This window comes from Amycolatopsis jejuensis (assembly GCF_000717335.1).
Lineage (GTDB): Bacteria > Actinomycetota > Actinomycetes > Mycobacteriales > Pseudonocardiaceae > Amycolatopsis > Amycolatopsis jejuensis.
This window is the reverse complement of the sequence record NZ_JNYZ01000007.1, coordinates 223,230-237,558: the sequence shown is the minus strand read 5'-3', so window position 1 is coordinate 237,558 and position 14,329 is coordinate 223,230. Positions and strand designations below refer to the sequence as shown.

Genomic DNA, 14,329 nt, shown 5'->3' with positions numbered 1-14,329 from the left:
CCAGGAACCGGGTCCGGACTGTCCTTTATGGATTCTCCTGGCCATCCCTGATCGATTCAGAAGATTTCTGCTAGCCTCCGTCGGGGACGGGCGGTTCAACTCCGAGGAGCGTTATGACAGGCATTGTCCGGGTCCGGGGTCGTGAGGTGCTCGACAGCCGGGGGAACCCGACGGTCGAGGTGGACGTGGTGCTGGCGGACGGGTCGCTGGGCCGGGCGGCGGTGCCGTCGGGGGCGTCCACCGGCACGCGCGAGGCCGTCGAACTGCGCGACGGGGACGCGAAACGGTTCCACGGCAAGGGTGTTCGCCAGGCGGTCGACGCGGTGAACGGCGAGATCGCCGAAGCCGTCACCGGGATGGCGGCCGAGGCGCAGGCGGACGTCGACCGTGCGCTGATCGCCCTCGACGGCACCGCGAACAAGGCCCGGCTCGGCGCGAACGCGACGCTCGGGGTCTCGCTGGCCGTGGCGAAGGCGGCTGCGGCGGCGAACACGCTGCCGCTGTACCGGTATGTCGGCGGGGTGTACGCGCATCTGCTGCCGATGCCGATGATGAACATCATCAACGGCGGTGCGCACGCGGACAACCCGATCGACTTCCAGGAGTTCATGATCGGCCCGGTTGGCGCCTCGACGTTCGCCGAGGCCGTGCGGATGGGGTCCGAGGTGTTCCACACGCTGCGGAAATCGTTGCACGAGGCGGGTCACAACACGAATGTCGGCGACGAAGGCGGGTTTGCGCCGCAGCTGGGGTCGGCGGACGAGGCGCTCGAGTTCGTGGTCCGCGCGATCGAGCAGACCGGGTACACGCCGGGCGAGGACATCGCGCTGCTGCTGGACCCGGCGGCGTCGGAGTTCTACCGCGACGGCGTCTACGGCTACACCGGCGAAGGCCGGAAGCGCAGCGTCGAGGAGCATGTCGCGTACCTGGCCGAGCTCACCGAGCGATTCCCGATCGTGTCCATCGAGGACGGCTTGGCGCAGGACGATTTCACCGGCTGGAAACTGCTCACCGACGGCATCGGCGACCGCGTGCAGCTCGTCGGCGACGATTTGTTCTGCACCAACGTCGAAATCCTGCGTGACGGCATCCAGCGCGGGATCGCGAACTCGATCCTGATCAAGGTCAACCAGATCGGCACCCTGACCGAGACGCTCGCCGCCGTCGACACCGCGCACAAGGCCGGGTATTCGGCGGTGATGTCGCACCGGTCGGGGGAGACCGAGGACACCACCATCGCCGACCTCGCCGTGGCGACCGGGTGCGGTCAGATCAAGACCGGGTCGCTCTCCAGGTCCGACCGCACGGCGAAGTACAACCAGCTGATCCGCATCGAGGAGGAACTCGGCACGGAAGCCCGTTACGCGGGAAGGGAAACGCTGCGCGTCAGCGCTTCGGCCTGAGCAGCGCTGCGATGGCGGTGAACGCCGCGCTCACCCAGAACGCGGACCGGGCGTGCGCGGCGTCGGTCACCATCAGTCCGGCGACCGCGGGGCCGAGCACCGCGCCGAGGTTGAACGCAGTGGTCGCAATGGCGCCCGCGATGCGTGGTGCGTGACGGGTGGCGGTCGTGACGATCGCGGCGATGAGCGTGGACCCGACGCCGAATGCCATTGCCCCGGTGACGATTGCGGACACCAGCAGCCCGGGAATGCTTGGTACGGCGAAGAACGCGGCCACCCACACAATGATGAGAATGGCAATGCCCGTGTCCGGGATCCGTGCGCCGAGGGTCACCCCGGCGAACGATCCGGCCCCAAACGCGGCGAGCGTCACCGGAATCCACGGACCGGGCCCGGTCAGCGCCGACGCCATGGTGCCGAGGTAGGTGAACGCGGCGAACGTCCCCCCATTGACGAGGATTCCGGCCGCGACGACGGCCGCCAGGCGCCGCTGGGCCAGGACGCGCCATTCGCGGTACACCGGGCCGGCGTCCGGGTTGATGGTGTCCGGCTTGGTGAACTCCGGCTGGGTGGCGAGGGCGAGTATGGCCGCTGCGGTGACCGCCGCGATCGCCCAGAACGCCGCGCGCCAGCCGGCATGCTGCCCGAGCAGGGTCCCGGCGGGAACGCCGACGATGCACGCGAGGGTGACCCCGGAGAGGAGAACGGACGTCGCCCTGCCGACGGCCTCCGCAGGCACCAGCGACGGCAAACTGGCGAGCGCGACGGCGAGAAACCCGGCGTTGGCGAAGGCAGCGAGGGTCCGGGTGCCGAGCAGGAGGGGAAACCCGGCGGTGAGCGCACCCGCGACGTGCGCCGCGCAGAACAGCCCGAGAAACCCGAGCAGCGCACCCCGCCGAGGCAACGCCCCGGCCACCATCGCCAGCACCGGCGCCCCGACGACCATCCCGGCCGCGAAAAGGGACGTCAGCAACCCGGCGCTCCCGAGGGAAACCCCGGTCCCGGCGGCAATCTGCGGGAGGAGCCCGGAGAGCACGAACTCGGACGTACCCTGCGCGAACACCGCCCCGGCGAGCACGAAAATGAGAGGAGGCAAGGGAATTCACTCCGAATTTCAGTGGCGCATGAGCGCCGGTGAAGGTGGGGGATCGGAGGCGGGGGTGGGTGCGTGGCTTCCCGGCGCGCGTCGGCTGACGTTGGCTCGCGTTGGCTCTGGGGCGTGACCGTGCCGGGAGTTTTCGGACGCGTTGGCCTGGCCTGCCTGTGGACGGTCGGTCGGGCCTGTCCACGGGCTGGCAGGGTTTGGATCCCGGCTTGCCCACGGCCGACCGGCCGCGCTCGGCCCCGGCCTGCGCAATGGCGGCTGGGCGCGTTCGGTCCCGGCTTGCGCCAGGCCAACTGGACACGCTCGGTCCCGGCTCGCGCCAGGCCAACTGGACACGCTCGGCCCCGGCTCGCGCAACGCCAACTGGGACGCGTTCGGCATCAGCTTGCGCAATGACGACTGGCCGCGTTCGGCCCCGGCTTGCGCAACGCCATCAGCCCCGCTCGGTTCCAGCAGGATCGACAGGACCACCGGGACCGGCCGCCGTTGACGGCTGTCGAGCGGGCCATTTCCTTACCTGGCAAGGGGGCAGCCGCTTCCGGCGGTGGTCGGCTGGTTCGTATCCGAGCCGGGCCCGGACTGAGCCATCTTCAACCGCGGCCAGCCTGGGCCGTCACGCTGCCAAAACGGTGCTGGCCGTAGCGGCTTGCGGCCGACCAGGTCACTCCGAGTGGAAGTGGCGTCAGCCCTTCGAACCGCAGTCGACCCGAGCTGCTCCGTGCCGGAAGCGAAATGAGCCCCCAGCGGCCGTCGACCCGAAAGCCGTGCACCGGCAAGCAAAGACCGGGCACTCACCACTCCGCCGCCCAGCAAGAAAGCTGGGCGGCTACCTTCTCTTGGCCTCCGGGGACTTCACGTCCGCGACCCTACCCGGACCGCCCTCCCCGGCGCACCCGGATTAACCGAGACCGGAGTGTGCGGCGATGTCGTCCGCGAACGACGTCACCCTCGTGTACACGCCTGGCTTGCCCGGCCTTCCGCAGCCGTCGCCGTAGGACACGATGCCCACCAGGGTTGCGCCGGTCACCAGCGGGCCGCCCGAGTCGCCCTTGCAGGCGTCGGTGCCGCCGGACGGGTAGCCTGCGCACAGCATGCTTGCCGGGTTGTACTCGGGGTAGCCGGTGCGGCAGGTTGCGTCGTCCGTGAGGGGGACGGTGGCCTGGCGGAGGTAGTCGGAGCGGTCGCCGCCGTCGGCGATGCGGCCCCAGCCCAGTACCGTCGCCTTCGTACCGGCGGGGTAGCGGCTCGCGTCGCGGGCGAGGGCGGCCGGGCGGTAGGGGAGCTGGCCGCGGACGGTGAGTACCGCGAGGTCCGAACCTTGTTGCGGCTTGCGGTAATCCGGGTGCCGCCAGACGTCGGTCACGGCGAGGACCACCCCGTCGTTGCTGCGTTTGTCCTCGCGTCCGGCGACGACGCTGGTTTCGTCGGGCGGGACGTCGATCGTGCAGTGCGCGGCCGTCGCGACTGCGGTGCGGCTCACGATCACGCCGCCGCAGAACTGGGTTCCGTGACTGTCCACTAAGTACACCGCGTACGGATGGTCGGCCAGCGAACCCTTTTCCCCGCCGACGATCGACGGCGCGGCTTCCGCAGCGGGCATGCTCAGCACAGTGGCCGCCAGCACGGTGGCGGCAATCGGTGCGAATCGGCGTGACATGGCGGACCCCCTCTGCTACGGCTGTCACTCTAACTGTCCGCCGTCCGGGGAAGCGTCACTGAACCGGGTGGAAACCGGGGCGATCACGCGCAAGGCGGGGCGACCGGGCTGTCGGAGCCGGTCTGCACGTAGGTGTCGGAAAGGTAGTGCCCCGGGCCGATCCGGTCCCAGATCCTGCTGGTGCCGTACGTCCCGGTGACGCTGTCCCCGTTGACGTAGCATTCGATGTTCACCCTCGCATAGTTCGCCGCAAGCCCCTTCACCGCGGCCGATGTGCTCGCGCTCGCCCGCACGTTCATGGGGTCGCCGGCGGTGCGCACGAGGCCGGTGGCCGCGGCGGATCCAGTCCACAGGAAGGTCACTTTCACGGTACTGTTGTCGCTGAGACCGAGGCCCGAAGTGAAGACGCCGTCGGCGAGATCGATGCCTGCCGGGTTGCCGACCCGGTACCCGAGATCGTCGCGGCCGCCGTTGTACCCGTTGTGGTACGCCGCGTACGCTTCCGGTTGCCCCTGTGGCAGATCCTTGAACTCGGCGCGCACCGACGGCGGGTTCCAGTAGTCGTCCTTGGTGTTCCACGGGCCGACGTCCCACACCGGCGCGTACTCGCAGCGGCTGTCGTCGGTCCGGCACACCCGCACACTGTAGCTTCCGGTTCCCTTGGGCGACAACGCTTTTCCGGACGGCAGGGCGACGAAATGGTCGTTGCTCGTGATGACGTGGCCGTTTGCGGTAGCGTGGCCGGTGAGACCTTCGCGGGTGGCGTAAACCGGATACGTGAGCGGGGTTTTCGCGGCCAGTGCACGGGGCTGCTTGGTGAGGCTGCCGTTCAGCTCGACCCTGCGGACGGTCGGCTTCCCATCGATTGCGTTGCCGGACAATGTGATTCTGGTTTGCACGACGGTCACCGCGTGGGCCATGGGGGTGCCTGCGGAAGTCCACTCTGACCAGTCGTCGGCGCCGGTCCGCCCGCGCACGTCCACCTCGACGCCGGTGCCCTGCGGCAGATCCGCGGTCGTTCGGGCGGTGACGCGGTCGATCGGTGTGGTCAGCTGCCGTTCGGCGGAGATGAGGTACCCGGTGCTGCGCGGGCCGTCTCCCAAAGTGACTGCGCCGCCCGACGCGATCACGTTGACATCGTCACCGTCCACTGCGGACAGATCAGCCTGCCAGCCGCCGGTGCTCGCTGCCGCGACCGTGGTGCTGCCTGCCGTGAGCGCCCCCGCGGCGAGCAGTGCGGCGACGACGCGTCGGACCGTCACATTCCCGACCACGACCGATCTCCCTTCACCCGTCGGACTGTCGGCCGGAGTCTGGGCCGGGTCGGTACACGATCCATACAACGATCTCGCCCGGTCGTGTATCCGGTTGACACCATGAGTGACCCGATATAGCTTTGTATACAAAGTTAATTTGCAGGCAAATGGAGCTGCGGGATGACCATCCTCGTCACGGGTGCGCGCGGGAACATCGGGAGCGAGGTCGTCCGTGCGGTGCAGGCGGCCGGGTATCCCGTCCGCGGGTCGGCGCGCGATGCCGCGACGCTGGATCTGCCGGACGCGATCTCACTCGACCTGACCGCAGCCGACGGTTTCGACGATGCCCTGGCCGGGGTGGACGCCGTCTTCCTCTACCCGACACGGGCTGTCGGCGCGGTGGATTTCCTTGCTGCCGCGGCGAAAGCGGGGGTGTCCTACGTCGTGCTGCTGTCGTCGCCGGACGTCTTCGAGGGACCCGCAGATAACCCGCTCCGGCGGGCGCATCTGCCTGCGGAAACGGCGGTACGGGAGTCCGGGTTGCCGTTCACTGTGCTGTACCCGGGCTGGCTGGCGGGAAACACCCGGCGGGACTGGGGTGCGGCGATCCGGTCGGGCGAACCGGTGCGAGTGTTCTCACCGGAGTCCCAGTGCACGCCGACCGCCGAGGAAGACGTGGCCGCCGTCGCTGCGGCGCTGCTCACGGAACGTAGCTACCCGGGCCGGGAGCTGGCCGTGACGGGACCTGGGTCGATCACTCTGCGTGCCGTCGCGGAGACCCTTTCGGCCGAGCTGGGTCGCCCGATCGAACTGGTGCGGCAGACGCGGGGCGAGGCGTTGGCGCACCGTCCGGAGTGGATGCCGGAGGCGGTGCTGGAGCATCTGATGGACGTGGAGGAAGCCGCGGTCGGCCGGATCGCCCCGGTGACCAACGCGGTGGAACGCATCACCGGCCGCCCGGCGACCCCGTTCCACGCCTGGGCCCGCGCGCATCGGGACGACTTCGCCGCGATGTGAGAGCTCGGGTGATGGCCCGGCCGGTAGCCGACGGCGTTCGCAGTGGGGCGTCGCCGCGACGTGAGAGCACGGGTGGTGGCCCGGCCGGGTTGCGGAAGGCGTTCGCAGTGGGCGTCGCCGCGACTTGACCCGCCCGGGTTACCCACGGCAATCGCCGCGTGAGACGGGTGAACGACTCGCCAGGCAAACGGCGATCGCAGCGACCTGTCCGATGTGGACACCCGGCCTCAGGCCAGCTTCCACGCCACCCCGGCAGGCCGTACCCGTGATTCGCACAGTTCCCGTACCGCGTGCAGCACCACCTCGGCCGGCACCTCGCTCCCGGCCGGTTGCGGGAAGTGCGCGCCCTGCAGGCTGAAGTAGCTCGCGGTGCCCTCGCCTGCCCCGTCGGCGGGGAGGTGCGTTTCGCCGTTTTCGTGCCACACCAAGGTGCCGGACGAGCCCCGCAGGCCGGCCACCAGGTACGGCGTTCCAGGGGCCAGACCGGCGTAAAGCCACCACACCAGCCCCGAATCCGGCGAAAGCGGGGTGGCTTCGCGGAGGGCGGCGAGCACGTCGTCGGCGGGCACCTGGGTGACGTCGTACCCGGTGCGGCGACGGGCGTCCTCGTTGCTCGCCATGCTGCGCTCCGCTCGTGCGTGAAAGTTTCTTGATACTACTCGGTGCCGTTTGGCGAGCGAAGCGTGGAATCCCCCATCCGGAGGCGGGCTGCGCGCAGGGTCAGGTAGCGCTGTTCCGCCGTGTTCGCCGTGCGGGCGGCGGCGGTGTCGTAATGCCTGATGGCCTCGGCCCGCGACCCGGACAGTTCCAGCAGGTGAGCGCGCGCGGCGGCGAGGCGGTGGTGGCCGGGAAGGCGGTCGTCGAGCGGGGCCAGGACCTCCAACCCCGCGGACGGTCCGTGCACCATCGCGGTCGCGATTGCGCGGTTGAGCGTGACCATGGGGTTACCGGTCAGCGCTTCGAGCCGCCCGTACAGCGCAAGCACGCGCGGCCAGTCGGTGTCGTCAGCACGGAGCGCGATGTCGTGCGTCGCGGCGATTGCGGCCTGCAGGCGGTACTCCCCGGCGCCACCGTGGGACAGCGCCTCGGTGACCAGTGCGACGCCTTCCCGGATGAGCGAACGGTCCCATCGCGCGCGGTCCTGGTCGGCGAGCGGTACCAGGTCACCGTCCGGGCCGGTGCGGGCCGGGCGGCGGGCATCGGTGAGCAGCATCAGCGCGAGCAGCCCGGCGACCTCGCCGTCGTCCGGCAGCGTGGTGTACAGCAGCCGCGCCAGCCGGATCGCCTCGGTGGACAGCTCCGTCCGGTGGAGGCTGCCGCCCGCGCTGCTGGTGTACCCCTCGTTGAACACCAGGTACAGCACGTGCAGCACGGACCCCAGCCGCGCCGCGCGTTCCTCCGCGGCGGGCATCCGGAACGGCTCACCGGACTTCTTGATCTTCGCCTTCGCGCGGCTGATCCGTTGCGCCATCGTGGTTTCCGGCACCAGGAACGCGCTTGCGATCTCCGCGGTCGTCAACCCGCCGACCGCCCGCAGGGTCAACGCGATCGCCGACGCCGGGGTCAGCGACGGGTGACCGCACAGGAACAACAGCGTGAGGGTGTCGTCGCGGTCGGGGACCTCGGCGGCAGGCGGTTCGGCGGCGACCGTGTCCTCCCGGCGGCGACGTGCCTGGTCACTGCGGAAGAGGTCGATCAGCCGCCGGCTCGCCGTCTGCAGGAGCCAGCCGCGCGGATTTTCCGGCACACCAGAGGAAGGCCAATGCTGCACCGCGGCGATCAGCGCTTCCTGCACCGCATCCTCGGCTGCGCCGAAATCGCCGGACCGGCGCGCGAGCACCGCGAGGACCTGGGGCGCGAGCGTGCGCACCAGGTCCTCGACCCGGTTGCCCGGCATCACACCGACGGTGCGCTCATCACCTGGCGCACCTCGATCGGCACCCGCAGCGGCACGCCGCCGAGGCCCGGTGCGGCCGAGATCCGGGTCGCGATCTCCAGCGCCCGCGCCTCGGACTCGACGTCCACCACCCGGTACCCGGCCAGCAGTTCCTTGCCCTCGGGGAACGGCCCGTCGGTGACGACCGCGCCCCCGGTCCCGTCCGCGACGACGGTCTTCGCCACCTCCGGCCCGGCCAGCCCCTCCGCCTCCACGAGCTCCCCGGCCTCGGTCAGCTCGGCGTTGAGGACGCGCTGGAACTCGATGTGCGCGCGGATGTCCTCGGGTGCCCACTCGGGCAGCGGCACGTCGCAGCCTTCGCCGGGGGCGTACGTCTGCAGCAGCATGAACTTCGGCATGATCGGTCTCCTTCGCTTCCGGCCCGCCGCTCTCCGGGGGCTCATCAAGGGAACGGAGCCCGCGCGCCGTCCTCGACATCCCGGCGCCCATCCTGCCCGGAAAACTTCCGCGGCGGTGGCATTGCTCTCAGTGCCCGCGACGGACGGACCCGCTACCGGTTAAGTTGCGGGAAGAGACTTACCTGGGAGGGCCCGTGAGCACGACGACCTTTGCCGCAGTGTCCGCGGTCAAACAGCGGTCGGCGACCGGTTTCGACGCCGACCTCAGCGCGGCGTGGACCATCGGCGGCCGCCCGAACGGCGGTTACCTGCTGGCGACGATCGCGCGCGCGGCAATCGTGGTCGCCGAGCATCCGGACGTCCTCGCCGCGAGCGCGCATTACCTCCGCTCGCCGGAGCCGGGACCCGCCGAAATCGAGATCGACCTGCTGCGCACCGGCCGCAGCGCGAGCCAGCTGCGTGGTCGTTTGCTCCAGGACGGGGTGCCGCAAGTCGAGACCCTGCTGACGCTGGGCACCCTCGGCAACGCCGAACCGTACTGGCAGGACGGCTTGCCCAAGCCGGAGTTCGGCCCGTTCCCGGACGAGCCGAGTCCCCGTGCGCTGGCGGCGGACGTCCCGATCGCGATCCAGGACGAGATCGACCTCCGCTTCGACCGCCCGCTCGCCGAAGGCCCCACCGGCCGCGGCGAGCTGCGGGCCCGGCTCGCCCTCCCCGGCGACGAGCCGTTCGACCCGGTGAGCCTGCTGTTCGCCCTCGACGCGGTACCGCCGGCGACCCTCGACGTCGTCCCGACCGGCTGGGTGCCGACCTTCGAGCTCACCGGCTACGTCCGCGCCCGCCCGGCCCCCGGCCCGGTCCGCGTGCTGCACCGTGCGCACCTGATCGGCGACGGGCGCGTCGACGAGTCGTGCCACGTCTGGGACAGCACCGGCCGCCTGGTCGCGAACGGCACCCAGCTGGGCGGGATCCGGATCGGCTGACCGGTCACTGCGCGGGCGGATAGGGCGGGTAGCTCGGATACTGCACGGACGGCACTGGACCGGGCACTGGACCGGGCGGCAGGGGAGCGGGCGGCGGGGGAGCGGACGGCGCCGGGACGGCGGCGGCCTTGCGGCGAGCACCCGCTGCGATGGCGACGGCCATGACTTCCAGCGCGAGGCCGAGCAAGAACCAGAACAGCTGGTAGCTCGGGAGCGACTCGAGGTCGTTCTGGTAGCACCAGCTGGTTCCGCTTCCGTTGCGGGACGGTTCGCAGTACCAGTGCGGCTTGGCGATCAGGATCATGATCAGTCCGACGAGGAAGCTCGTCAGCCCGGCGATCATGAAGAAGATCTGCAAGACCCGCGCGAAGATCGACATGCACGGAGCGTAACGAGCGGCCTCAGCCGAGTTTGGCCAGGTGCCTGCTGCCGAGCAGGCGGTAGCCGGTGCGGCCGGAGAACTCCGCGGTGAGTGCGAACCGGTCGCCGCGGACGAGGGTGTGCCGCCATTCGACCGGGGTGCCCGCGCTCGTGCCGAGGCGGCCGATCGAGAACGCGCCCACCGTTTCGCCGCAGCCCAGCAGGGTGCGTTCGGCGCGGGTGGGCACCACGGCGCGGATCTGCTCCTCGCCGTGGTCGAGCCGGATGCCGGTGCGCTGGTGGAGCTCGCCGTACAGGCTGGTGTGCTGGAAATCCGCGTCGAGCAGCGGCCGCGCGACCTCCGCGGGCAGCCACACCCGGTCGACGGCCAGCGGGTCGTTTCCGGCCAGCCGCAAGCGTTCCAGGTACAGCAGGGGAGTGGACGCCTCCAGCGACAGCCGTTCGGCGACCACCGCGTCCGCGCGGATGTCGAGCCGCCGGACGACGCTGTGCTGGTCCAGCCCGGCCGCCTCGACCGCGGCGAACAGGCTGTAGAGCGCACCCAGTGGCTGCACGATCTCGGCGGCTGCGGCGACGCGCGGCTGCCGTCCGCGTTCCGCGATGAGGGTGCCGTCGGCGCGGAGTTCCCGCAGCGCCTGCCGGACGGTCTGCCTGCTCACGCCGTATTCGTCGGCGAGCGCGAGCTCCCCGGGGAAGGCGCTGTCGAACTCCCCGGCGCGGATGCGCACGAGCAGCCGTTCCTGCAACTGCCGCCACAGTGGCTGTCCGCCGCTGCGGTCCAGGTCGCCCATGCCGGAACAGTACCGCTTGCCAAATGTACGGACAGTCCCTAGATTAAATGTACGTACATTAAATGGCGGAAGGGGTGGACCGGTGGCCGGAGCGGCGCTCGGCGGGACAGGGGCACTGGCGGCGCTGCGGGCCAGGCTCGCGCGTCCGGTGCCCGGGCTTGCGGTCGCGCTGCTGGTCGCGGCGGTGGCGACGGCCGGTGGCCGGCTGGTGCCGGTGGTCGGCGGGCCGGTGCTCGCGATCCTGCTCGGCGCGCTCGCGGGTGTGGTCGTGCCCGGACTGCGTTCGTGGCGCTTCAGCCCGGGGTACGCCGTCGCGTCGCGGCCCGTGTTGCAGCTGTCGATCGTGGTGCTGGGTACGGGATTGTCGCTGCAGCAAGTGGTTCGGGTCGGCGGGCAGTCGCTGCCGGTGATGCTCGGCACGCTCGCGGTCGCCCTCGGCGGTGCGTGGGTGCTCGGCCGGCTGCTCGGCGTCCGCGGCGACACCCAGACGTTGATCGGCGTCGGTACCGGCATTTGCGGCGCGTCGGCGATCGCGGCGACCAGTGCGGTACTGAAACCTCGCGAGGCTGACGTCGCTTACGCGCTCGGCACGATCTTCACCTTCAACGTCGCCGCAGTACTGCTTTTCCCGCCGCTCGGCCACGCGCTCGGGTTGTCGCCGCACGCCTTCGGATTGTGGGCGGGCACGGCGGTGAACGACACGTCGTCGGTGGTCGCCGCGTCCTACGCCTACGGTGGTGACGCCGGTTCGTACGGCCTCGTCGTGAAGCTCACCCGCACGCTCACTTTGATCCCGATCGTGTTGTTCCTCGCCGTGCTGGTCGCGCGCAAACAAGCCGGTGGCGGCCGGGTTTCCTTGCGTACCATGCCTTGGCACCGGCTGGTCCCGCCGTTCCTGATCGGCTTCCTGGCCGCGGCGGCGTTCGAAAGCCTCGGGCTGATTCCCGAGTCGTGGCATGCGCCGCTGTCGACGCTGGGTACGTTCCTGATCACCACCGCACTCGCCGGAATCGGGCTGGCGCTGAAGCCGTCCGACCTCCGTGCCGCCGGACATCGGCCACTGCTGATGGGTGCGGTGCTGTGGATCGCGGTCGCCGCTTCGAGCCTCGGGCTGCAGGCGCTGACCGGCACGCTCTGAGGCTCCACCGATACAGTTCGGCCATATGATCGACCTTGCTGAACTGCGGGCCGTCACCGCCTACGCCGTGGCCTGCGCCGAGCCCGCGCTGGCAATCTTCGAACGGGACCGCCCCGGAGACAGCCGTCCGCGCGCGGCGATCGAAGCAGCGCGGGCGTTTGCCGAAGGAGCCAAGCGCAGCAAGGCAATCCGGGACAGTGCGTGGGCCGCGCAGCGCGCGTACCAGGAGGCTCGCGACGCCGGGCAGACCGCGGCAGGCGAAGCGGCGCGGGCCGCCGTGGCCGCGGCCGGGGCGGCGTACCTCCACCCGATCGCCAAGGCCACCCAAGTACTGCACATCCTCGGCTCGGCGGCCCACACGGCGTACGCCTTCGAACTGGACGGCGCGACCCGCCGGCCACCCCCGGCCGACCCGATCGTGCGACAGGTTCTCGCGCGTTACCCCAACGCGCCAGGCGGCCGGGGCCGGTTCGGCGAACTCGTGCGCGAGCTGGATGCGTCGCTGCGCGACAAGCCTTAACGCGCCCGTTCCACCCGCCGTTCGTCCCATACCGGCTCTGGCGTTTCGCGGACCACGCCGTCCGAGCCGAAGACCAGGTAGCGGTCGAACGAGCGCGCGAACCAGCGGTCGTGCGTGACCGCGAGCACGGTGCCCTCGTACGATTCCAGCCCTTCCTGCAAGGCTTCCGCGGATTCCAGGTCGAGGTTGTCCGTGGGTTCGTCGAGCAGCAGCGCGGTGGTACCGGCCAGTTCCAGCAGCAGGATCTGGAACCGCGCCTGCTGCCCGCCGGAGAGCCGGTCGAAGGCCTGGTCACCCTGGCGGTGCAGCTCGTACCGGCGCAGCGCGGACATGGCCGCTCCACGGTCGACGGCATGTTCGGTCCACAGCACGTCCACCAGCGTGCGGCCGGTGAGCTCCGGCCGCGCGTGCGTTTGCGCGAAGTGCCCGGGCACGACCCGCGCGCCGGTGCGCCAGGCGCCGGTGTGCACGACGTCGCCACCCGCGAGCAGGCGCAGGAAGTGCGATTTCCCCGACCCGTTCGACCCGAGCACGGCGACCCGCTCGCCGAAGAAGATCTCCAGCGAGAACGGCTTCATCAGCCCGGTGAGCTCCAGGTCCGCGCAGGTCACGGCGCGGACCCCGGTGCGCCCGCCACGCAGCCGCATCCGGATGTCCTGCCGCCGCGGGGGTTCCGGCGGGGGACCGGCCTCCTCGAACTTCCGCAGCCGCGTTTGCGCCGCCTTGTACCGCGACGCCATCTCGTCACTGCGGGCGGCGTACTGCTGCATGTCCCGGACGAGCCGCTTGAGCTGGGCGTGCTTCTCGTCCCAGCGCCGGCGCAGCTCGTCGTAGCGGGCGAACCGCTCCTGCCGAGCCTCGTGGTAGGAGCCGAAACCACCACCGTGTACCCAGGTGTCGGCGCCGTCCGCTCCGGGCTCGACGCTCACGATCTTCTCCGCCGCCCGCGCGAGCAACTCCCGATCGTGTGACACGAACAGGACCGTCTTGCGGGTTTCCCGCAGCCGGTCTTCGAGCCAGCGTTTGCCGGGCACGTCGAGGTAGTTGTCCGGCTCGTCGAGCAGCAGCACCTCGTCCGGGCCGCGCAGCAGCGCTTCCAGCACGAGCCGCTTCTGCTCGCCACCGCTGAGCGTGCGCACGAGCCGCCACCGCGCGCGGTCGAACGGCACGCCGAGCGCTTCGGTCGTGCACATGTCCCAAACCGTCTCGAACTCGTAGCCGCGCGCCTCGGCCCAGTCGCTGAGCGCCTCGGCGTACCGCATTTGCGCGGCCTCGTCGTCGACCTCCATGAGCCGTTCCTCGGCTGCCTCCACCGCGGCCGCGGCCTTCCAGACCCGTTGCGGCGCCACGGAAACCAGCAGATCCCGGACCGTGCGCTCGTCCCGCACCGACCCGACGAACTGCGCCATCACGCCCAGCCCGCCGGACGCGGTGACCGCGCCCTCGTGCGGCTTCAGCTCACCCGACAGCAGCCGCAGCAGCGTGGTCTTGCCCGCGCCGTTGGGCCCGACGAGCGCGACGACGGCGCCCTCGCCGACCCGGAACGAAACGTCGCCCAGCAGCGGACGCCCGTCGGGCAGCACGTAACGCAGATGCGCGGCTTCGAGGTGACCCATGCCGGAGAACTCTACCGACCCGGCCGCGAATCACCGCACGGTTTTCCGTCAGTCCACAGTGGAGTCAGAATCCTGCGCACCCTGCTCGAACTTCAACGGGTCCTTCACGAAGAACACCGGCGACGGCGGAAAACCTCGCGGCCATCTCGGTTTTCGTCCCCGGCTTG

Annotated in this window: 14 protein-coding genes; 5 read left to right on the top strand and 9 right to left on the bottom strand. The window is 70.6% G+C overall.

Features of this window, described 5'->3' with window-relative positions; translation table 11 throughout:
• The first annotated feature begins 113 nt into the window (after positions 1-113).
• Positions 114-1,403 carry a phosphopyruvate hydratase gene (gene eno / locus OO71_RS11150; protein WP_033289608.1) on the top strand — a complete coding sequence of 430 codons (1,290 nt, stop codon included), beginning with the start codon at positions 114-116 and terminating at the stop codon, positions 1,401-1,403.
• Here the strand turns inward: eno and OO71_RS11145 are convergent.
• The 3 genes from OO71_RS11145 to OO71_RS11135 all read right to left on the bottom strand — a co-directional run bounded on the left by OO71_RS11145 (position 1,387) and on the right by OO71_RS11135 (position 5,439).
• On the bottom strand, positions 1,387-2,499 hold the full coding sequence (locus OO71_RS11145; RefSeq protein ID WP_033289607.1) for an MFS transporter: 1,113 nt from the start codon (positions 2,497-2,499) through the stop codon (positions 1,387-1,389). The two genes, eno and OO71_RS11145, sit on opposite strands and share 17 nt — an antisense overlap.
• Positions 2,500-3,406: 907 nt before the next feature.
• A complete protein-coding gene (locus tag OO71_RS11140) occupies positions 3,407-4,165 on the bottom strand; it encodes a S1 family peptidase (protein ID WP_033289606.1) in 759 nt (252 codons plus the stop codon).
• An 83-nt stretch (positions 4,166-4,248) separates the two neighbouring features.
• Positions 4,249-5,439 (bottom strand): hypothetical protein, encoded by a 1,191-nt coding sequence (locus tag OO71_RS11135; protein WP_033289605.1) that lies wholly within the window; start codon positions 5,437-5,439, stop codon positions 4,249-4,251.
• A gap of 162 nt (positions 5,440-5,601) precedes the next feature.
• On the opposite strand from OO71_RS11135, the gene OO71_RS11130 reads away from it, so the two are divergent.
• Positions 5,602-6,438 carry an NAD(P)H-binding protein gene (locus OO71_RS11130; protein ID WP_033289604.1) on the top strand — a complete coding sequence of 279 codons (837 nt, stop codon included), beginning with the start codon at positions 5,602-5,604 and terminating at the stop codon, positions 6,436-6,438.
• Positions 6,439-6,665: 227 nt separating this feature from the next.
• On the opposite strand, the gene OO71_RS11125 is transcribed toward OO71_RS11130, so the two are convergent.
• Genes OO71_RS11125 through OO71_RS11115 form a run of 3 tightly spaced genes read right to left on the bottom strand, consistent with a single transcriptional unit; the run spans position 6,666 to position 8,733 of the window.
• On the bottom strand, positions 6,666-7,058 hold the full coding sequence (locus OO71_RS11125; protein ID WP_033289603.1) for an Imm1 family immunity protein: 393 nt from the start codon (positions 7,056-7,058) through the stop codon (positions 6,666-6,668).
• Between the two features lie 35 nt (positions 7,059-7,093).
• On the bottom strand, positions 7,094-8,335 hold the full coding sequence (locus OO71_RS11120) for an RNA polymerase sigma factor (RefSeq protein ID WP_033289602.1): 1,242 nt from the start codon (positions 8,333-8,335) through the stop codon (positions 7,094-7,096).
• Positions 8,335-8,733 (bottom strand): YciI family protein, encoded by a 399-nt coding sequence (locus OO71_RS11115; RefSeq protein WP_033289601.1) that lies wholly within the window; start codon positions 8,731-8,733, stop codon positions 8,335-8,337. The genes OO71_RS11120 and OO71_RS11115 overlap by 1 nt, the downstream gene beginning before the upstream one ends.
• Before the next feature lie 194 nt (positions 8,734-8,927).
• Here OO71_RS11115 and OO71_RS11110 point away from each other — a divergent pair, with 194 nt between their 5' ends.
• The gene (locus tag OO71_RS11110) at positions 8,928-9,716 is read left to right on the top strand and encodes a thioesterase family protein (protein ID WP_033289600.1); all 789 of its coding nucleotides are present in this window, start codon (positions 8,928-8,930) and stop codon (positions 9,714-9,716) included.
• Between the two features lie 4 nt (positions 9,717-9,720).
• On the opposite strand, the gene OO71_RS11105 is transcribed toward OO71_RS11110, so the two are convergent.
• Both OO71_RS11105 and OO71_RS11100 read right to left on the bottom strand, forming a co-directional pair.
• A complete protein-coding gene (locus OO71_RS11105) occupies positions 9,721-10,095 on the bottom strand; it encodes a hypothetical protein (RefSeq protein WP_033289599.1) in 375 nt (124 codons plus the stop codon).
• Positions 10,096-10,117: 22 nt separating this feature from the next.
• Positions 10,118-10,888 carry a GntR family transcriptional regulator gene (locus tag OO71_RS11100; RefSeq protein WP_033289598.1) on the bottom strand — a complete coding sequence of 257 codons (771 nt, stop codon included), beginning with the start codon at positions 10,886-10,888 and terminating at the stop codon, positions 10,118-10,120.
• Positions 10,889-10,970: 82 nt separating this feature from the next.
• Here OO71_RS11100 and OO71_RS11095 point away from each other — a divergent pair, with 82 nt between their 5' ends.
• Positions 10,971-12,026: a YeiH family protein gene (locus OO71_RS11095; RefSeq protein WP_033289597.1), complete on the top strand. Its 1,056-nt coding sequence runs from the start codon at positions 10,971-10,973 to the stop codon at positions 12,024-12,026.
• Positions 12,027-12,051: 25 nt separating this feature from the next.
• Positions 12,052-12,546, top strand: a complete 495-nt coding sequence (locus OO71_RS11090) for a putative immunity protein (protein ID WP_033289596.1) — start codon at positions 12,052-12,054, stop codon at positions 12,544-12,546.
• Here OO71_RS11090 and OO71_RS11085 read toward each other — a convergent pair.
• Positions 12,543-14,162: an ABC-F family ATP-binding cassette domain-containing protein gene (locus OO71_RS11085; RefSeq protein WP_033289595.1), complete on the bottom strand. Its 1,620-nt coding sequence runs from the start codon at positions 14,160-14,162 to the stop codon at positions 12,543-12,545. The two genes, OO71_RS11090 and OO71_RS11085, sit on opposite strands and share 4 nt — an antisense overlap.
• Positions 14,163-14,329: the final 167 nt, after the last annotated feature.